The organism is Afipia sp. GAS231, from assembly GCF_900103365.1.
Taxonomy (GTDB): Bacteria; Pseudomonadota; Alphaproteobacteria; order Rhizobiales; family Xanthobacteraceae; genus Bradyrhizobium.
On sequence record NZ_LT629703.1, the window covers coordinates 6831022 to 6851229 of the forward strand.

General features: G+C 63.2%; 15 protein-coding genes. 8 read left to right on the forward strand and 7 right to left on the reverse strand.

What is annotated here, in order from left to right:
• Nucleotides 1-58 precede the first annotated feature (58 nt).
• Nucleotides 59-709: a TetR/AcrR family transcriptional regulator gene (locus BLS26_RS31985; protein WP_092516448.1), complete on the reverse strand. Its 651-nt coding sequence runs from the start codon at nucleotides 707-709 to the stop codon at nucleotides 59-61.
• Between the two features lie 154 nt (nucleotides 710-863).
• On the opposite strand from BLS26_RS31985, the gene BLS26_RS31990 reads away from it, so the two are divergent.
• On the forward strand, nucleotides 864-3152 hold the full coding sequence (locus tag BLS26_RS31990; RefSeq protein ID WP_092516449.1) for an arylsulfatase: 2289 nt from the start codon (nucleotides 864-866) through the stop codon (nucleotides 3150-3152).
• Nucleotides 3153-3263: 111 nt separating this feature from the next.
• Here BLS26_RS31990 and BLS26_RS31995 read toward each other — a convergent pair whose 3' ends face one another.
• On the reverse strand, nucleotides 3264-3791 hold the full coding sequence (locus BLS26_RS31995; protein WP_092518872.1) for an invasion associated locus B family protein: 528 nt from the start codon (nucleotides 3789-3791) through the stop codon (nucleotides 3264-3266).
• A gap of 213 nt (nucleotides 3792-4004) precedes the next feature.
• Here BLS26_RS31995 and BLS26_RS32000 point away from each other — a divergent pair, with 213 nt between their 5' ends.
• The gene (locus BLS26_RS32000; protein ID WP_244541762.1) at nucleotides 4005-5501 is read left to right on the forward strand and encodes an FAD-dependent oxidoreductase; all 1497 of its coding nucleotides are present in this window, start codon (nucleotides 4005-4007) and stop codon (nucleotides 5499-5501) included.
• On the opposite strand, the gene BLS26_RS32005 is transcribed toward BLS26_RS32000, so the two are convergent.
• Both BLS26_RS32005 and BLS26_RS32010 read right to left on the reverse strand, forming a co-directional pair.
• Nucleotides 5482-8628 (reverse strand): multidrug efflux RND transporter permease subunit, encoded by a 3147-nt coding sequence (locus BLS26_RS32005; protein WP_092516451.1) that lies wholly within the window; start codon nucleotides 8626-8628, stop codon nucleotides 5482-5484. The two genes, BLS26_RS32000 and BLS26_RS32005, sit on opposite strands and share 20 nt — an antisense overlap.
• Nucleotides 8625-9797, reverse strand: coding sequence for an efflux RND transporter periplasmic adaptor subunit (locus tag BLS26_RS32010; RefSeq protein WP_092516452.1), 1173 nt, complete (start codon nucleotides 9795-9797; stop codon nucleotides 8625-8627). Before BLS26_RS32010 ends, BLS26_RS32005 begins: the two co-directional genes overlap by 4 nt.
• 166 nt (nucleotides 9798-9963) lie before the next feature.
• Here BLS26_RS32010 and BLS26_RS32015 point away from each other — a divergent pair, with 166 nt between their 5' ends.
• The 5 genes from BLS26_RS32015 to BLS26_RS32035 all read left to right on the forward strand — a co-directional run bounded on the left by BLS26_RS32015 (nucleotide 9964) and on the right by BLS26_RS32035 (nucleotide 15600).
• Complete coding sequence (locus BLS26_RS32015; RefSeq protein ID WP_092516453.1) at nucleotides 9964-10425, forward strand: MarR family winged helix-turn-helix transcriptional regulator; 462 nt, start codon at nucleotides 9964-9966, stop codon at nucleotides 10423-10425.
• 381 nt (nucleotides 10426-10806) lie between these two features.
• Nucleotides 10807-13164, forward strand: a complete 2358-nt coding sequence (locus tag BLS26_RS32020; protein ID WP_244541763.1) for a TonB-dependent siderophore receptor — start codon at nucleotides 10807-10809, stop codon at nucleotides 13162-13164.
• Between the two features lie 226 nt (nucleotides 13165-13390).
• Complete coding sequence (gene exbB / locus BLS26_RS32025; RefSeq protein ID WP_092516454.1) at nucleotides 13391-14338, forward strand: tonB-system energizer ExbB; 948 nt, start codon at nucleotides 13391-13393, stop codon at nucleotides 14336-14338.
• Between the two features lie 3 nt (nucleotides 14339-14341).
• Nucleotides 14342-14809 carry a TonB system transport protein ExbD gene (gene exbD / locus BLS26_RS32030; protein ID WP_092516455.1) on the forward strand — a complete coding sequence of 156 codons (468 nt, stop codon included), beginning with the start codon at nucleotides 14342-14344 and terminating at the stop codon, nucleotides 14807-14809.
• A complete protein-coding gene (locus tag BLS26_RS32035) occupies nucleotides 14806-15600 on the forward strand; it encodes an energy transducer TonB (protein WP_092516456.1) in 795 nt (264 codons plus the stop codon). Before exbD ends, BLS26_RS32035 begins: the two co-directional genes overlap by 4 nt.
• Nucleotides 15601-15785: 185 nt before the next feature.
• Here BLS26_RS32035 and BLS26_RS32040 read toward each other — a convergent pair whose 3' ends face one another.
• From BLS26_RS32040 to BLS26_RS32050, 3 genes are all read right to left on the reverse strand, one after another.
• Complete coding sequence (locus BLS26_RS32040; RefSeq protein ID WP_092516457.1) at nucleotides 15786-17006, reverse strand: ABC transporter substrate-binding protein; 1221 nt, start codon at nucleotides 17004-17006, stop codon at nucleotides 15786-15788.
• A 451-nt stretch (nucleotides 17007-17457) separates the two neighbouring features.
• Nucleotides 17458-17889 carry a hypothetical protein gene (locus tag BLS26_RS32045; protein WP_244541764.1) on the reverse strand — a complete coding sequence of 144 codons (432 nt, stop codon included), beginning with the start codon at nucleotides 17887-17889 and terminating at the stop codon, nucleotides 17458-17460.
• Between the two features lie 45 nt (nucleotides 17890-17934).
• Entirely contained in the window at nucleotides 17935-18615 is a 681-nt protein-coding gene (locus BLS26_RS32050; protein WP_092516458.1) for a site-2 protease family protein, read from the reverse strand.
• Nucleotides 18616-18853: 238 nt separating this feature from the next.
• Here BLS26_RS32050 and BLS26_RS32055 point away from each other — a divergent pair, with 238 nt between their 5' ends.
• Nucleotides 18854-20191 carry a hypothetical protein gene (locus tag BLS26_RS32055; RefSeq protein ID WP_092516459.1) on the forward strand — a complete coding sequence of 446 codons (1338 nt, stop codon included), beginning with the start codon at nucleotides 18854-18856 and terminating at the stop codon, nucleotides 20189-20191.
• Nucleotides 20192-20208 lie beyond the last annotated feature (17 nt).

Genomic DNA, 20208 nt, shown 5'->3' on the forward strand with positions numbered 1-20208 from the left:
CGAAGCGTAATCCGCCGTTGCGACAAAATTGGTGGGTTACGGTTTCGCCTAACCCACCCTACGATTTCATCTCGGCTTCAAGCAGCAGCAACAAACATCCGCTCAACCGCTCCTTCAACTCCGCATCCCGCAGCGACAACGGTCCGGGATCGTTGAGGATGGCGTTGACCAGCGTGCCGAGCACGACCTGAAAACCGAAAGCGATGGCGCTGCTCTTGGCGGCGCGGCGACCCTTGCCCATGGCCGGCAGCAGGAGAGGGATCGCGCGTTCGGTGTTGGCGCGTGCCAGCGCCTTGAACGGGCTCCAACTGTCCGGCCGGTTGTCGTCATGTTGCAACGCTGCGCGCAGCACGCCCTCATGCGCGCGCATCCAGCCGATGATGCCGCCAACCACCTGGCGGCAAAGGGCTGCGAGGCCGGCGTCATCAGGCGCGGCAACGGCCATTTCCGACACCCGCCGCTCGCCATCGCGCGCGGCCAGCGCCATCAACGCGTTGAAGTAGGCATCCTTGCTCTCGAACCGGCTGTAGAAGGCCCCGACGGTGGCGCCGACCTGCCGGCACAGCGCTTCGATCGACAATTCCGCGAGGCTGTGGCGGCAGAGCATCTCCGCGCCGGCCTCGAGAAGCGCCGCCGTGGTCTCGCGGCTGCGCTTCTGGCGCGACGGGGTGACGCCGGGCAGGTCCAGTTCGGCCGATCGGGACGGCATCGGGATGTTGCATCTCCGCGCGAAATATCCATAATGATAATTCGGATTATGATTTATGGCAAGTCGCCGGGATATGTTCGCAGGCGGCATGGCGTGACCTCAAGGCGGAAACCGGCGGGATCAACCGCGGTCGCGGATGCAACGGGAGCAAGGCATGGCAGCAGGCAGCGCAAAACCATTCGGCGGTGTCATCGACAAGACCGTGGCCGGCTCAAAGCCCTGGTGGCCGGACGCGGCAAAGCCGCCGCAGGGCGCGCCCAACATCCTGGTCGTGCTGTTCGACGATGTCGGCTTTTCCGATTTCGGCTGCTACGGCTCGCCGATCAGGACGCCGACCATCGACAGGCTCGCGGCCGAAGGCCTGCGCTATTCAGGTTTCCATACCACCGCGATGTGCTCGACCACGCGCGCGGCGCTTTTGACCGGACGTAACCATCATTCGGTCGGCGTCGGCTGCCTCGCCAATTTCGATAGCGGCTATCCCGGTTACCGCGGCAAGATCGCGCGCGAAGCGGGCACCTTGGCGGAGATGCTGCGGCCGCACGGCTATCGCAACTACATGGTCGGCAAATGGCACGTCACGCCGCTGACCGAGAGCGGCGCCACCGGGCCGTTCGACGGCTGGCCGCTGGGGCGCGGCTTCGACCGTTTCTACGGTTTTCTCGATGCCGAAACGGATCAGTTCGCACCCGAACTGGTTTCCGACAACACCCATATCGATCCGCCCGGCACGTTTGCCGACGGCTATCACCTGACATCGGATCTGGTCGATCAGGCCATTCGCTTCATCGCCGACCACACCGCCGACCGGCCGGACATTCCCTGGCTGACCTGGCTGGCGCCGGCGGCCTGTCATGCGCCGCATCAAGCGCCGGCGGACCTCATCAAGAGTTACGATGCCAAGTTCGCGCATGGCTGGGGCATCGAGCGCGAGCAGCGCATGGCACGCCAGAAGGCGATGGGGATCGTGCCGCAGGACACCCGGATGCCCGAGCGCAATGACGGCGTCAGGGCCTGGGACAGTTACAGCGCCGACGAGCAGCGCCTGTTCACGCGGCTGCAGTCGGCGTTTGCCGGCATGCTCGATCACGCTGACCAGCATTTGGCGCGGCTGATCGGGTTTCTCGACACCGCCGGGATCCGCGACAACACGTTGATCCTGGTGCTGTCGGACAACGGCGCCAGCCAGGAGGGCGGACCGCTCGGCTTCGTCAATGCGATGGGGCCGTACAATTTCCGTCCCGAGCCGATCGCCGAGAAAATACGGCGGATCGACGATATCGGCGGGCCGGACTCGCACAGCAATTTCCCGCACGGCTGGGCGATGGCGTCGAACACGCCGCTGCGGCGCTACAAGCAGAATACCCATGGCGGTGGCATCCGCGATCCCTTCATCATGAACTGGCCCAACAAAATCGCGGCCAAAGGCGAATTGCGCCATCAGTTCGTGCATGCCTGCGACCTGACGCCGACGTTGCTCGACCTGATCGGCATCACACCGCCGGCGGAAATCGCAGGCGTGGCTCAGATGCCGATGGAGGGGGAGAGTTTCGCGCGTTCGGTGTCGGATCCATCCGCGCCGTCAAAATCCTCGGCGCAATATTTCGAAATGTTCGGCCACCGCGGGGTCTGGCAGAACGGCTGGAAGGCGGTCTCCTTCCATCCGTCGGGAACGCCGTTCGAGAACGACAAGTGGGAACTGTTTCATCTCGACCAGGATTTCTCCGAAACCAACGACCTTGCCTCGGCGGAGCCGGAACGCCTCGAGGCGATGATCAAGCTGTGGTGGAACGAAGCCGAGAAGCACAACGTGCTGCCGCTCGACGACCGTTTCGCGGCCCGCTTTGCGGAAAACGCAGCGCGGTTTCAGGGTGCGCGAAATAAATTCACGTTTCATGCCGGGATGGGCCATGTGCCGACCGACGTCGCGCCCGACGTCCGCAGCCGCAGCTACACCATCGAAGCCCATGTCGAGATCGGTGAAACCGGCGCCGAGGGCGTGCTGATCGCGCACGGCGATATGACGACCGGCTACAGCCTCTACATCAAGGACGGCATGCTGGTGCATGACCTCAACATCGGCGGCGGCCATGAGATCGTGACCTCCACCCGCAAGGTGCCGGCGGGCGCGCGTCGCCTCGGCGTGCATGTCGAACGGCTGGTGCGCAAGGAGGCCCCGGCCAAGGGCGCGCGGACCGGGGTCACCGCCTATACGCTATTGATCGACGGCGAACCCGCGGGCGAAATCCAGACCCAGCTTGGATTCAACAATTTCATCTCCTGGTCCGGCCTCGACATCGGCCGCGACCGCTCCAGCCCGGTCTCGCACTACACCGCGCCGTTCGAATTCACCGGCAAGTTGCTGAAGGTGACGGTCGACATGCATGAGGACCAGAAGCTCGACGGTGACGGCGTCGGGGCCGCGGAAATGGCGCGGCAGTGACGCTGCCGTCATTGCGAGGAGCGAAGCGACGAAGCAATCCATCTATCCGTTATGCCGCGAAATGGATTGCTTCGCTGCGCTCGCAATGACGGTGATAGTGCTGGCGTCCGCCTACTTGATCTTGTCATACGCCGCGGCGAAGTCCGCCAGCGGCATCGGGATCGCGATGACTTCCTTGGCGAGGTTCTGGAACGAGACCTTGAGCTGTTTGCCGGATTTCATCGCCGCCAGCATGTCAGGCGAAATCGGTGCGTTGGTGTAGCAGCCGCGTTGCTCGCAGGTCTGGATCTGCAGGTCCGTGGTCTTGCCATCGTCGACCTGCAGCTTGGCGCCGGCCGGCAGGTTGAGACCGAGCGGCAGTTGAATGATGGCGATCGGCTGATGGGTGTCGCCGGGCACACGGATGTTGATCAGCACGATCAACTGGCCGGTCTTGGTCAGCACGGCGGTTTGCTCGGCGACGCATTCCAGCGGCGCATCGCGGCTGACGCTGGCGCATCGTGCGACCCAGCCGGGAGCGGGCGGCGTGTTTGCCGCGGCGTCGCCTTGAGCGGCAGCGGGCGCCGGTGCCGCCGGCGCGGCAGGCGGGTTCTTGGCCTTGGGCGCCTGGGCGTGGCCCATGCCGGGCAGGGCGGACATCAGGGCGAAAGCGACGGCGAATCTAACGGTGATTTTCACTGAACCGGCTCCAAAATTGGCACACCTTCGGATGTGCCGTCAGCCGGTCAAAGTCAAGCGTTTGAAGGTCAGGACGCTGCCTTCCATGACATAGATATGGTGCGCAAGCCTCTTGCATCAAGGCCACGCTTGCGCCGTACAAGACAGCCCCTTGGTGATGCTGCGAGGTGGCAGATGCGGGTGCGCGAACATGAGATTGTCATAGTCGGAGGCGGTCCAACCGGTCTGATGCTGGCAGGCGAGCTGGCACTGGCGGGCGTCGATGTCGCCGTCATCGAGCGGCGGCCAACCAAGGCCCTCGCCGGTTCACGCGCCGGCGGATTGCATGCGCGCTCGCTCGAAGTGCTCGACCAGCGGGGGATCGTGGAGCGGTTTCTCGCCGAGGGGCAGACCTACCCCAAGGTCGGCTTTCACGTTTCGCTCGATATCAGCGACTTTCCGACACGGCACAACTACCTGCTTGCGCTGCGCCAGGAACGCATCGAACGGCTGCTCGCGGATTGGGTCGAAGAGTTGAACGTGCCGATCCATCGCGGCAGCGACGTGCTGGGCATCGTTCACGACGATGACGGGGTCGATGCTGCGATGACACAGGGCGTAAACTTGCGGGCCGGATGGCTGGTGGGTTGCGACGGCGGACGCAGCACGGTCCGCAAATCGGCAGGCATCGCTTTTCCGGGCTGGGAGGCTTCGACGAGCTGGCTGATCGCCGACGTCAAAATGACGGAGAAGCCGGAACTTGGTTTCCGGGAGGATTCGTCGGGCCGTCACGCCATGGCCTTGCGGGAGGACGGCGAGACGGTGGGGGTGGTCATTGCCGGGCAAGATCCGCGCGCCACGTGTGTGCCGTCGCTGCATGACCTGGCCGGTGCGCTGAAGGCGATCTACGGGACTGATTTTGGCGTGCACGCGCCCACCTGGATGTCGCGCTTCAGCGACGCGGCGCGCCAGGCGGCCGCCTATCGCAACGGACGTGTCCTGCTGGCGGGAGACGCCGCGCACATCCACTCGCCGATGGGCGGACAGGGGCTCAATCTCGGGATCCAGGACGCGGTCAATCTCGGATGGAAGCTGGCGCAGGTCGCGAAGCGGACGTCACCCCCGTCGCTGCTTGATACGTATCAGGCCGAGCGCCACCCGGTCGCGGCGCGCGTCCTTCGCACCACCATGGCGCAGGGCGTCCTGCGCTATCCCGGCGAGCGCACGGCGATCCTGGGCGAATTCGTCTCCGAACTGCTTGCGATGCAGGAACCCCGCAAGCGCTTTGTCGCGATGATGTCCGGCCTGGATATCCGCTACAGTGCTGGCGAAGGTCACCCGCTGCTCGGCCGCCGCATGCCCGATCTGGACATTGTCACTGCCGGCAGGCCGGCGCGTGTCTTCACGCTGCTGCATGAAGCGCGGCCGGTGCTGCTCAACCTCGGGAAATCAGGCTCGCTCGCGATCGACGGATGGAGCGATCGCGTCAAGCTGGTCGACGCCAGGTTTGAAGGCGGATTTGAGCTTCCCGTGATCGGCGTGGTCGAGACGCCTGCCGCCGTCCTGATCCGGCCCGATGGCCACGTGGCGTGGGTTGGAGACGGAGGCTCCAAAGGCCTTCTTGATGCGCTCGGAACCTGGTTCGGCGGGTTAGCCAGACCGGCAGATCTGCTTACTCGGCCGCCTGCTTGACGGCGCCGTGCGCGTCGGCGTGGTCGTCGTCGCCTGGTGGCGACGACCGGCCCCAACCCGCAAACGCGCTCGAAAGCCGGTCGAGATAGAGGTACACGACGGGCGTCGTGAACAGCGTCAGCGCCTGGCTGACGATCAGGCCGCCGACCATGGCATAACCCAGCGGCTGGCGGATTTCCGAACCGGTACCGGTGCCGAGCATCAACGGCACGCCGCCGAGCAGGGCTGCCATCGTCGTCATCATGATCGGGCGGAATCGCAGCAGCGCCGCCTTGCGGATCGCGGCCTCGGGCGCCAGGCGTTCGTCGCGTTCGGCCGAGATCGCGAAGTCGACCATCATGATGCCGTTCTTCTTCACGATGCCGATCAGAAGCACGATGCCGATCAGCGCGATCAGGCTGAAATCGAATCCGAACAGCATCAGGATCGCCAGCGCGCCGACGCCGGCCGATGGCAGCGTCGACAGGATCGTGATCGGGTGGATGTAGCTCTCGTAGAGAATGCCGAGGATCAGGTACACGACCACCAGCGCCGCGAGAATCAGCAGCGGCACGGTGCCGAGCGACTGCTGGAACGCCTGCGCGGTGCCCTGGAAGCTCGAATTGAGCGTCGTCGGCGCGCCAAGTTCGACCATCGCCTTCTGCACGGCGTTGGTTGCCTGGCCGAGCGCCACGCCCTGTCCGAGGTTGAAGCTGATGGTGATGGCCGGGAACTGGCCCTGATGGCTGATCGACAGCGGCCGTACCGGGACGCTGGTCCAGGTCGCGAAGGTCGACAACGGCACCTGATCGCCCGTGGTCGGCGACTTCACATAGATCTTGTTCAGCGTGTCGAGACTGCCCTGCAATTCCGGCAGCACTTCGAGGATGACGTGATAGCTGTTGAGCTGCGTGAAGTACTGCGTCACCTGACGCTGGCCGAACGCGTCATACAGCGTGTCGTCGATCAGTTGCGGCTGGATGCCGTAGCGCGAGGCGGTGTCGCGGTTGATCTTCAGCTCGAGCGTGGTGCCCTTGGTCTGCTGGTCGGTGGCGACGTCGCGAAGCTCCGGCAGCGTCTGCATCTTGGTCAGGATCTTCGGCGCCCACGTATTCAGTTCGCCAAGATCGGCGTCCTGCAGCGTGAACTCGAACTGGGTTCGCGTCGGCCGGCCGCCGAGCCGGACGTCCTGGGCGGCCTGCATATAGAGCCGGGCGCCTTCGACCTTTTCGAGCTTGGGACGCAGCCGGGCGATGATCTGCTGCGCACTCGCCTTGCGCTCGTTGCGCGGCTTCAGCGTAATGAACAGGTTGCCGTTGTTGCCGGCGCGGCCGCTGCCGCCGATCGCCATCGCGACGGTGGCGACGTCGGGATCGGCCTGCACGATCTTGCCGAGCTCTTCCTGGTGCCGCTTCATGTCGGCGAAGGAGATGTCCTGGTTGGCTTCCGAGGTAGCGGTGATGAGGCCGTTGTCCTGCTGCGGGAAGAAGCCCTTGGGAATGACCACGAACAGATAGACCGACAGCCCGAGCGTGGCGAAGAAGATCATCAGCGTCGTGAACTTCCAGCGCAGCGCGAGGTCGAGCCCGCGCTCATAGCCGCGTAGCATCGCGTCGAACGCGCTTTCGCTCCACTGGTAGAACCGGCCGTGTTTGGTCTCGCCATGCGCGCGCAGGAAACGTGAGGCCATCATCGGCGTCAGCGTCAGCGCCACGATCATCGATACGAAAATCGTCATCGCCAGCGTGACCGCGAATTCGCGGAACAGCCGTCCGATGATGCCGCCCATCAGCAGCAGCGGGATCAGCACCGCGACCAGCGAGACGCTGATCGAGACGATGGTAAAGCCGATTTCCTGGGCGCCCTTGAAGGCGGCGGCCATCGGCTTCTCGCCTTCCTCGATATAGCGGGTAATGTTTTCCAGCATCACGATGGCGTCGTCGACCACGAAGCCGACGGCGATGGTCAGCGCCATCAGCGACAGATTGTCGAGCGTATAGCCGAACACCCACATCAGCGCGCAGGCGCCGAGCAGCGCCAGCGGCACCGTGACGGTCGGGATGACGGTGGCCCAGAAACTGCGCAGGAAGACGAAGATTACCATCACCACCAGCGCGATGGTCAGAAGCAGGGTGAATTGCACGTCCTCGACGGCGGCGCGGATGGTCTGGGTGCGGTCGCTGATGAGCTCGATCTTGATGGCCGGCGGGATCGCCGCCACCAGCCGCGGCAGCGTCGCCTTGATCTTGTCGACGGTGTCGATGACGTTGGCGCCCGGTTGCTTGAACACCACGAGGAACACGCCGCGCTTGCCGTTGGCCCATGCCGCCTGCTTGGCGTCTTCCGGACCGGTGACGGCCTGGCCGATATCCTTGATCCGGAGCGGGCCGCCGTTGCGATAGGCGATGATGACGTCGTTCCAGTCCTTCGAGTCGAGCAACTGGTCGTTGGCGTAGATGGTATAGGCGCGGGTATCGCCGTCGATATTGCCCTTCGGGCTGTCGACGGTCGTGATCGCGATCGCGGCGCGCACGTCTTCCAGCGACAGGCCCTTGGCGACGAGCTTGGCCGGATCGATCTGGACCCGGATCGCGGGTTTCTGCTGGCCGCCGATGATGACCTGGGCGACGCCGGAGATCTGGCTGATCTGCTGCGCAAGCTGGGCGTCGACGGCATCGCTGACGGTGGTCAGCGGCAATGTGTCCGACGTTGCCGACAGCAGCAGGATCGGCGAATCCGCCGGATTGACCTTGCGATAGGTCGGCGGCGAGGGGAGGTTTTTCGGCAACTGGCCGCCGGCGGCGTTAATCGCGGCCTGGACGTCGTTGGCGGCGGCATCGATCGAGCGGTTGAGATCGAACTGGATCGTGACCGCGGCGGTGCCGAGGTAGCTGGTGGAGGTCATCTGCGCGACGCCGGGAATCTGGGCGAGCTGACGTTCCAGCGGCTGCGCCACCGACGAGGCCATGGTTTCCGGGCTGCCGCCCGGCAGCGAGGCCGCGACCTGGATGGTCGGGAAGTCGACCTGCGGCAGCGGCGCCACCGGCAGCAGCGGATAGGCGACGAGGCCGACGAACAGAATCCCCGCCATCATCAGCGAGGTGCCGATCGGATAGCGAATGAAGGGTGCGGAGATTCCCTCGCTCATTCCTGTGTGACCTTGGCCTGGGCCGGATCTGAACTCGCGACCGCGGTGGAGACCAGCGTGCCGGGCTGCACCTTGTACTGGCCGGCCGTGATCACCTGCTCGCCGGGCGACAGTCCCTCATCGACCACCGAACGTCCGTCGATCGACCGCGTCGACTTGATCTTGCGCAGTTCGGCCTTGTTCTCGGGCGTGACCGCAAAAGCATAAAGGCCGTCGGTACCATGTTGGATGGCATCGTCGGGCACCACGGTGGCATCCTTCAAGGTTGTGATCAGGAGCCGAGTCGAAACCGACTGTCCCGGCCACAGCGCATGGTCCTTGTTGTCAAACACCGCCTTGAGCCGAATAGTCCCGCTGGTCGTATCGACCTGGTTGTTGATCAGCGACAGCGTTCCCGTCGACAGCACACGCTTGCCGTCGGTGGAGAGCGCGATGGTCTTCGGCGGGGAGGCGGCCAGCGCTGCCTTGATGTCCGGCAACTGGTCTTCGGGGGCGGTAAAGATCACGGCGATCGGCTCGATCTGGGCAATGGACACGATGCCGGTCTGGGTCGCGGCGTTGACGATATTGCCGATGTCGACCTGGCGGAGGCCGACGACGCCGGAGATCGGCGCCTTGACGGTGGCGTAGTCGAGCTGGGTTTGCGCGTTGTAAATCGCGGCTGCGTCGGCCTGAATCTGCGCCGTCAACTGGGCGACGGTGGAGCGCTGGGTGTCGGTCTGCTGCCGGGTCGCGAATTCGCCGAGCTTGGTATAGCGCTGCAGGTCGAGATTGGCGTTGGCGAGATTGGCTTCGTCCTGCGCCTTCTTGGCTGTGGCCTGGTCCAGCGCTGCCTGGAACGGCCGCGGATCGATCTCGACCAGCGTGTCGCCTTCCTTGACGAACTGGCCTTCCTGGAAGGCGATCTTGTTGATCTGGCCGTCGACGCGGGTGCGGACCACCACGGTGTTGAAACCCTGCACGGTGCCGAGGCCGGTCAGGAAGACCGGAAAGTCCGCCTTTTCGACCGGAGCGATCTTGACGGGGACAGCGGTGCGGACCGGGGCGCGCTTCTGGGCGTCAGCCTGCGCCGACGCCTCCTGACCGTAATATTTTTGCCAACCAAAATAACCCAGCCCGGCGACGGCCGCGGCCATTAGCACCCAGCTTATCGTTCGCGACTTGGACATGAAGGCTCATAAGTTCCAGAAATAACAAATGGGTCCTCAAAACGGTTCCCCACTTGGTCCGGATATAATATGCGTGCACTTAATGTGTAAACACACTATAGCTTGAGGATTCCTAAACAATTGGAAAGGTTTGGGACCCTCGCCAGCGGACCGCTTTGACCCTGATATGTCGCTCGATCTCAAACGCCAGTTCATCGCACAACTTGTCGAAAGTTCGCGCCTGCTGCGCAACTATATCGATAACCGCGCCAAATCGCGCGGCACGACGCGGGCGCAGTGGATCGTGCTGTTTCGGCTGCGCCAGCAGGAAGGCCTGTCGCAGGTCGATCTTGCCGAAGTTCTCGAGTTGCAGCCGATCTCGCTGGTGCGGCTGCTCGATCGTCTGGTCGAACACGGACTGCTGGAGCGCCGACCCGATCCGAAGGATCGCCGCGCCAACCGGTTATTCCTGACCGGTGCCGGCCGCCGGCTGGTTGACGATCTCGACAGCCTGCGCGACGCGATTGCTTCGGATGTTTTGCGCGACATTCCCGGCGAGGCGATCCGGACCAGCCTCGATACGCTGGTCGAGGTCAAGGAACGCATCAAGAGTCTCGGCGAGTCTCCCGATCATATCGCCGTCAAGTAAGCGGCTCTCACGAAAGACGTTGCGCGGAGCGGCGCGCTCGCGCCTGACGAGTGCCAGCATCGCCGGCATGGACCACCGATCGCGTCAACCGCATCGCGCAATCCAACGTCGATCAACTGCGTTTGCGGACGAAGCCGCGGCGCGGCGATCGACGGGCTGCTAAAATCGCCTGATGCAGGTAACGCCCGATTTAACGGTATTTCCCGGGGCTGTTTAGAACGCTTTGAAACTACAGATTAGAATCGTTTTGATCTGGATGAATTCAAGAATCTCCGCGCCGTATTCGCGTTGACCGCTCTTTGCACGCTCATTACCAAGCCATCGGGCTAACTCGTCGCGCATCAAAATGACACGCGATCGAATTTTGGTTTGGGGCACGCAGTGACAAAAAGAAACGCACAGAAGAATCGAATCAACCTGTTCGCCAGGGCGGCATTGCTTTCCGTCAGTTGCACGGCGCTAGGCCTGTTGAGCGACATTGCCCCGGTCCGCGCGCAGTCCTCCGATAATCAAAAACAACTTCCGGCGATCGAAGTGTTGTCGCCACAGCAGGCCAAACGGCGCACCGCCGGCGTTCCCACGGCGCAGCGCGCCAGCCGCGGTGCGCAACGCCGAGCTCAGGCTGCGCGTGCGCCCGAACCGCAGGCCGCGCCGAAGACCTTTGGAGTTTCGCAGGACGCGCGCACCGGCACCGTCGGCGTGTATGCCAACAGCACCTCGAGCGCGACCAAGACCAACACGCCATTGGTCAACATCCCGCAGTCGGTCGCCGTCGTGACCAAGGACTTCATCCGCGACCAGAGTTTTCAGAGCGTCACCGACGTGACGCGCTACGTGCCGGGTGTCGCGATACACCAGGGCGAAGGCAATCGCGACGAGCTCGTCATTCGTGGCGTCGATTCCAGCGCCAATTTCTTCGTCAACGGCTTTCGCGACGACGTGCAGTATTTCCGCGACCTCTACAACACCCAGAGCCTCGAGATCCTGAAGGGGCCGAGCGCGCTGATCTTCGGGCGCGGTGCCGGCGGCGGGCTGGTCAATCGCACGCTGAAGGAAGCCGACGGCACGCGGGTTTACGAAGCCACCATGCAGACCGGATCGTATGGCGACCGCCGCGTTTCGCTCGATGCCGGACAGGCGGTCAATGAAAACGTCGCTGTGCGCCTTAATGCTTTTTACGAAGGCAGCGATACGTTCCGCGACTACGGCCATCTGGAGCGCTATGGCATCAATCCGACGGTGACGCTGAAGCCGAGCGACGACACCAAGGTCAAGCTGAGCTACGAATTCTTTCACGACTTCCGTCTGGAAGATCGCGGCAATCCCTCCCAGGGGATCGTCGGCGGCGCGACCCGGTTCAATCCGACCACGCCGTTCGCGCCGAACGGTGACCTCACCAAGTTCTTCGGCAGTCCGCTCTACAACAGCGCCAAGGTCGAGGTGCAGACCGGCATGGCCGTCATCGAGCATGATTTCGGCAACGGGCTGACCGTCAGGAACGGGTCGATCTATTCCGACTACAACCGCGGATACCGCAACGTCTATCCGGGCGGCACCGGCGCCCCGGCCTCGGCCGGGGGCGGCGCGGTGACGCCGGACCAGACCCAGCTGGCGCTGAACGCGTATCAGAACTACACGCCGCGTGAGAACGCATTCAATCAGACCGATTTCACCTACAAGACCGTCACGGGTCCGATCCGCCACACCGTAGCCTTCGGCACCGAGTTTGGCCGCCAGACCGGCCTGTCGCAGCGCGATTCCGGCTTCTTTCCGGACAACGGCAACAAGTCGTTCGTGATCGTCAATCCGTTCGACGCGGCCTATCTCGGCCCGGTCAACTTCAATCACATCTCAACCGACGCCAACAGCAAATACCGGCTCAATATCGCCTCGGGCTATGTCCAGGACCAGATCGAGCTGACACGCTGGCTGCAGTTCCTGGTCGGCGCCCGTTACGACAGTTTCGATATGACCGCCCTCGACCTCAACGCCAACATCCAGCGCAACCGGGTCGACGAAAAGATTTCGCCGCGCGCGGCGGTGATCGTGAAGCCGATCGACAGCCTGTCGCTGTACACGGCATGGAGCACTTCCTACCTGCCGGCATCCGGCGACCAGTTCAGCACGCTGAGCACCGGCACCCTGATCCTGCAGCCGCAGAAGTTCGATAACACCGAAATCGGGGCGAAGTGGAACATTAATCCCAAGCTGCTGTTCACGGCCGCGGCCTACGAACTCATTCGCACCAACGTGCCGATCGCCAATCCAAACGGCGACGGAACTTTCTTCCCGAGCGGCGCGCACAAGATCCGCGGGTTTGAAACGGCCCTGACCGGCTACGTGACGCCCGAATGGCAGTCCTCGTTCGGCTATGCCTACACCGATGCGCGCGTCACCAGCGACACGTCGACGACCATCGTTGCCGGCAATCGCGTGCAGCTCGTGCCCTACAACCAGTTCTCGCTGTGGAACAAGTACCAGTTCAATCCGACCTGGGCAGCGTCGCTCGGCGTGATCTATTTCTCGGATTCCTTCGCTTCGTCCGACGACACGGTGCGGCTGCCCGGGTTCGTCCGCGTCGATGCCGCGGTCTATGCCAAGATCGACGAAATGTGGCGGGTGCAGCTCAACGTCGAGAACCTCTTCAACAAGGGCTACTGGGCGACGGCCGACAGCAACAACAACATCTCGCCCGGCCAGCCGCGGACGTTCCGCCTGACCGCGATCGCGAAATTCTAACGGTTCGGAACAGGCGGAGGAGGCCACCTGAAACTGATGATGCCGATGCCGTGAGCGGGGGTATTTGCGCCTTTTTTCGAGCGCCGGAGCGTGTTACGGCATGGCGCTCCCGCGATCTGACTGAGGCTTGGACGTCGGATTGGGCTATGGTTTGGGCTTGTTCGGCGAATTGACCTGGCGATGATCCGCCGAGCGGCAGCTACCGAGGCGAAGGAAGAGTGCGGCAATGTTTAGAATGGTTCTTAAATTGCTGGCTGGCGCGGCGATCCTCGTCGCTGCCTCCGCCGCCGTCGCTCAACAGCGCGCCACTGTTCCCTCACCACCGGCACCGGCGACGATCAGTCAGCCGGCCGTAGCGGCGCCGTCGCCGGCCGTCGCTCCCGCGCAGGCGCCAGCCGCCGCAGCCCCGGACGCCGCGGCGCGGCCGCCCGAGCGGGAAGGCAGGCTGTTGAAAGCGGCCGCGGTTGAGCTGCGCGAATTCTCGCCGTGGTCGATGTTCCTGTCGGCGGATGTGGTGGTCAAGGCGGTCATGGTCGGCCTTGCCTTTGCGTCGCTGGTCACCTGGACGATCTTTATTGCGAAGATGATCGAACTGTCGGTCGTGCAGCGCAACCTGCGCGCGGCGCTCGGCAAGATCGCCGACGCCCGGTCGCTGGCGGAAGCGCAATTCGCGCTGGGCTCGAAGGGTAGCGTGCTGTTTTCGTTGCTGGCAGCGGCGATGCGCGAAGCGCGGATGTCGGCCGGAATTTCCAGCGACACCGGCATCAAGGAACGCGCCGCGTCGAGTTTTGGCGAAATCGTGCGCGCCGAGGCGCGACGGATTCGGCTCGGCATGGGATTGCTGGCGACCATCGGCGCGACGTCGCCTTTCGTCGGACTGTTCGGCACCGTCTGGGGCATCATGAACAGTTTTATAGGCATTTCGAAATCGCAGACCACGAACCTGGCCGTGGTGGCGCCCGGTATCGCCGAGGCGCTGCTCGCCACCGCGATCGGCCTCGTTGCGGCGATCCCGGCCGTGATCTTCTACAATCACTTCGCACGCCTCACCAAAGGCTACATGGAGCAGGTCGGCCGCGCCTCCGGCGCCGCGGGCCGGTTGCTGTCGCGCGATCTCGACCGCACCCATGTCAGCTCGGTCGGCGGTTCGCATTCCCGCGCAGCGGCGGAGTAGCCGATGGGTGCGTCGCTCGCCGACACTGATCTCGATGACGACGACGATTTTGCGGAATCGCACGAGATCAATGTCACGCCGTTCATCGACGTCATTCTCGTCCTGCTGATCATCTTCATGGTGGCGGCGCCGCTGTCGACCGTCGACCTGCCGATCGACCTGCCGACATCGACCGCGAGCCCGCAGAAGAAGCCGGACAAGCCGACCTATGTCAGCATCAAGCCGGACCTCGCGGTTGCGATCGGGGAGAACCTGGTCAAGCGGGTCGATCTGGTGCGATCGCTCGATGCGATGGCCGACGTCAGCAAGGATCGCCCGGTCTTCCTGCGCGCCGACCGCGCCGTGCCCTATGGCGAACTGATGGACGTGCTCGAGATCCTGCGCGCCGGCGGCTATTCCAAGATCAAGCTGGTGGCGCTCGAAGGCGTTCCGGATGCGGCGGCGGCGCAAGCGGCGCCGGCCAAGCCGTGAGCGGGCTCGACGAACAGAAGCCCCCGCGGCGGCTCTGGGTCTTTGCCGCTGTCACCGCGCTCGTGCTGCATGCCGGCGGCGCGGCATTGGCCATCGCGCATCTGCAAACCGATGAACCCGAGGATTCCCTCGGCGCCAATGCGATCGAAGTGGGGCTCGAACTGGCGTCGGTGCGTCGCGAGGCGACCGACCTGCCGCCGGGGCCGGACACCGATGCTTCGGCCGCGTCGCCGCAACTTGCCGAGCAGAAGGCCGAGGTCAAGGACACCGAGCTGCCGCAGGACAAGCCGACCGAAACCGACGAAGCGGATCGGGTGGTGACGCCGAACGAGTCGAAGAAGCCCAGGGAAGACGACCCGAAAATCGCCGCGGTCCAGACACAGGCCTCTACCGAATCCGTCGCGGCCGAAGCCACGGCCACGCCAAGCTCGGACGCCATCCCGGAAGGCACGCGTTCGGTCGCTCCCGCGATCGGGGCCGGGGAATCCGCGCAACGTGTGCGCGCGACCTGGCAAAAGGAACTGGTGGCGCATCTCGACAAGCACAAGCGCTACCCGTCGGAACGCCAGCAGAAAGCCGCCGAAATTTACGTCCGCTTCACGCTCGACCGGCTCGGCCATGTGCTGGCGACGTCGATCGAGAGGAGTTCAGGCGATGCCGTGTTCGATGAAGCGGCGCTCGCGATGGTGCGGCGATCCGATCCGGTGCCGGCGCCGCCACCGTTGATCGCGGACGACGGCTTGAGTTTTACCGTGCCGGTGATCTTCCGCGTCAAGGGCGGCAAGGGGTGAGGATTCCATATCCTTTGTCATGCCCGGGCTTGTCCCGGGCATCCACGTCTTTCTTTTGCAGCCAGCGAAGACGTGGATGGCCGGGACAAGCCCGGCCATGACGGCTGATGCTTTACGGCGTTGTTCAAAATAAAAAATGCCGGCGATCGCTCGCCGGCATTTTGCTTGATTGCGCCTTGTAAACCTCAGCTCTTCTTCAACAGCGGGCAGACGCTCTTGTCGAGTGGGATGAAAGCTTCCTCGGCCGGGATGGTGGCGATGAGCTTGTAGTAATCCCAGGGATACTTCGATTCTTCGGGCTTCTTCACCTCGAACAGATAGGCCGGGTGGATCTTGCGGCCGTCGGCGCGGATCGAGCCCTTGCCGAACAAGGGATCGTCGGTCGGCATTTCCTTCATCTTGGCGACCACGGCGCGGCCGTCATGCGGATTGCCGCCGAGCGCTTCCAGCGCCTTGAAGTAATGGATCAGCGAGGAATAGACGCCGGCCTGGACCATGGTCGGGGGCTGCTTCTTGAACTTCTCGTTGAAGCGCTTGGTGAAGGCGCGGGTGCCGTCGTTCATGTCCCAGTAGAAGGTCTCGGTGAAGTTCAGGCCCTGGGACACCTTCAATCCGAGCGAGTGCACGTCGGTGATGAACAGCAGCATGCCCGCGAGCTTCTGGCCGCCGGCCACGATGCCGAACTCCGCCGCCTGCTTGATCGCGTTGGTGGTGTCGCCGCCGGCATTGGCAAGGCCGATGATCTTGGCCTTGGAGCTTTGCGCCTGCAGCAGGAACGAGGAGAAGTCGGCATTGTTGAGCGGATGCTTGACGCCGCCGACCACCTTGCCGCCATTGGCGGTGACGACGGCTGCGGTATCGCGCTCCAGCGCATGACCGAAGGCGTAGTCCGCAGTCAGGAAGAACCAGCTATCGCCGCCGGATTTCACCAGCGCCTTGCCGGTGCCGTTGGCGAGCATCCAGGTGTCGTAGACCCAGTGCACGGTGTTGGGCGAACACTGCGCGCCGGTGAGGTCGGACGAAGCCGAGCCGGAGTTCAGGTTGACGACGTTTTTCTCTTTCGCAAGGTTGGCAATGGCGAGGCCGACGCCGGAAGAGGCGAGATCGACGAACACGTCGACCTTCTCGACATCGATCCACTGCTTGCCGATATTGGTGCCGACGTCGGGCTTGTTCTGGTGATCGGCCTGGATCAGGTCGATCTTCCAGCCCTTGGCGAGCAGCCCGGAATCCTCGATCGCCATCTGGGCGGCAACCGTCGAGCCGGGGCCGCCGATGTCCTGGTAAAGGCCCGACTGGTCGCCCAGGCTTCCGACCTTGACGACCTTGTCCATGGTTTGAGCAAGCGCGTTGCCTGATAACACCAGGCTCGTCGTCATGATCAAGGCTGCGAGTGATCGCTTCATTTCCCCTCCAAGGATTTTTGAGTATTTCGCTGAATTTAAGCGGTCATTATGCCCGGCATTCAGCCTGCCGCCTAGCCGTTGCGACCAATGGCCCAGGGGCGGATATTCCGCTGTGGGGGAATTTGGCAGGACGGGCCGGTACGGGGAGGGAGGGCGGCCGGTGTGCTCACCGCTGAACCCGTATGCTCGTGGGCGCATCTTGTTATGCATCATCCCTGCGAGACCGCGGGTGCAGCGCGCACCCGGTCTTCCCCGCCCTCTATGTTTTGAGGGCAAACGAAATGCAAAACTTCGGGCTCGCGCCGCGAGAATGCGAAGTCGTATCCATCGGCCGTCATTGCGAGGAGCGAAGCGACGAAGCAATCCATTCTTTCTTTACGCCGCAAGATGGATTGCTTCGCTCCGCTCGCAATGACGGGAATCAGGAGGCGGGTGAGGGCCGGTCCCTCGGCTAGCGCCAGTAAAAGCGGATCCCGACATACACCACGCACAGGCAGGCGAAGATCAGCGCCACCGGCAGTCGCGGCTTCGACGCTTGGCCGGAGGCGGCGGGCTTTGGTTTCGGCGCCGGCCGGCGGAAGGCGGTGACGTTGCCGGGTTCGGGAGCCGCCTCGCTCGCACGCGCGGGGATCTCGGGAGCAGCACCGGTGCCGCCCATCTCGGCGTAGTAACTCCGGTACATGACCTGGATGGTGGCCTCGGAAGCGTCGGCGTCCGTCATCTTGCCGAGCATCTGCTTGTAGTCGACCAGAAAATTCTGCGCTTCAGCGGGCAGAGCGGAGGCGCCATTGAGCTTGGCCAGCATTTTCCAGGTCGCAAAGTCCGCCCTGGCACGGGTATCCGCGCGTCGTGCGATCAACATGTCGGCAGCTTTTATCGCCATGGCCCCGAGCCGATTCCTTCCCGTACGGTTTCTATCTCCGGTTTATTAGGCGTTGCCGGTGAGGAAGAGAAGCGCGCCGATCACATAGCCGGTAAGTGTCCGCAGTATCGCCGAAATAACATCAAGATTTAGGCCGAGCTGCGTTCCCGCCATCGGCAGCAGGATCAACAGGCCGATCAGGATCAGCATCCCATAGGGTTCCAGCCGGGATAGCGGGTAAGCCAAAAACCTTGGCAGCAGTCCGACCGCCACCCGTCCGCCGTCCAGCGGCGGGATCGGCAGCATGTTGAAGATCGCCAGCACGATATTGATCAGGAACGCGTTTTTGAGGTTGTCCGCGGTCCATTTCGCGGCTTCGGCGGGGACGAAGGGCAGGGCATGGAACGCAAACGCTGCTGCCAGCGCCAGGATGATGTTGGTGACGGGGCCGGCCAGCGCCACCCAGACCATGTCGAGCCGGGGGTGGTTCAGATTACGGAAATTCACCGGAACCGGTTTCGCATAGCCGAACAGGAACGGCGAATGCGACAGCAGCAGAATGCCCGGCAGGATCAGGGTACCAAAGGGATCGATGTGCCTGAGCGGGTTGAAGCTGACCCGGCCAAGTTGAAAGGCCGTGTTGTCGCCAAGGCGGTGGGCGACGAAGCCGTGGGCGGCCTCGTGAAAGGTGATGGCAATGACGAGCGGGAGCACCCAGACCGAGACGTCATATAATGAGATGTTCAATTGCTGGGTCCGCTCGGTTCAAAGGATTGGGGCAAGGCTAGCACGAATTGGCTGAGTGGGAGTTGACGGTCGAATGGCGGTTTAGTCCAGCGCGGCAAATCCTCGATGGCTGGGTCGATACCGCCCGGTTACGGGATTGTGTCGACTCCGAATGCTCTCGTTAAGGTTGTTTTAGATGGCTTGCGGGCAAATATTGGTTGCCGGCGAGCACGACCGGCCAAGAGCCCTGGGAACGGCGATGAATCTGGATGGATCGATCTCCACGGACGGCGACCGTTCCGCCACTGCCTCCAAGCGATGGTTCACCGATGCCGCAGGCCGCACGATCTACTATCCTTACGGCGCGGCGTACAGCGGCTACATCGTAACCGAGGCCGCGCGCGAACGGGCGATCCGCGCCGCCGACCAGCGCTTTGAGGATATTTCCAAACCATTCGCACCCTATACATACGGGCTGCTTCTGGCGGTCACCTGCATCTATTACTATTTTTCAAGCAGTCATCCGCTCCTTGCCTGCGCGGCCTTTCCGGCTGCTCTCGTGCTGGCTGGACTGATCGCGTGGCTGGCTCGGCGCTCGATGATTGTGCCACTGCTCGCCGGACTGGACCGCGCCCCTGCAGCAGATCCGTCCGGCCGTAAACCTCTCTACCGGGCAGCGTATGTGCTGCTGGCTCTCAGCGGTTTGATCGCCCTGGTGCTGCATCTCTACGATCTGCGCGTCGCCACGATCGCGGCCGATAGCACGACGGTCGACTTCTATCCCGATATTTCAGGGGGCCTGCTAAACGCCGGTATTTTCGGTCTGCTGTTGTTGGGCGCTATCGCCGGTATGAGGAAGGCCAAGACCTGCCGTGTCAGAGCGACGGCTGCCGTCTTGGTGCTTGCCGTTCTTGCGCTGATCCCAGCGATCGAGGTCGCGGAAAATTTCTACAATCCGCAGCCCCGAATCGTTCTGGAGGATGTAACGCTCTCTTGCAGATGGAAATTGCTTTGGTTCGACGTAACCAGCGTGAGCTTGCGTTCCGGCAGCCGTGGTCGGCAGTATGCGCGGGTCGAATATGCGGTCAGCCATACGGCGTTCGGAGATGTGACGCGAACCCAAGACTGCGAAATCGATGGCCTGACTGTCGACTACACCGAGGTCTACGACGCCATACGCAAGAGATGGCAGGTGGCGGTGCAAGGTCAGCCCGCGATCGACTCGATGGCGGACAAGCCAACGACGATCCTGCGCGAGAAGCTGAGGCGGATTCCGTTGGGAACAAGCCGTGAGGAAGTCACGGCCATATTGGGCGAGCCCATCGCGACGTATCCTCTCGGCTTCGGTCAGGTTCAACTCTATCCGCTAGACCATGCGGGGAAACCTTCAGGCTTGACGCCGGAAGCGTGGCGCGTGGTCGCGGTCTTTTTCGATGAAAGGCATTGGGTCGATCGGCTTGCAGCCTATCGGCTGAACAACGGGAAAATTGTAGACGACGTCAGTCACGAAACGCTTGCGACCAACTCCGACTATTACGCATTGTCGGTCGTGTTGCTCGATCCGCTCCGGTCGACATCGGCGCAAGCCAAAAAGTAACTTGATAGCATCGCTAC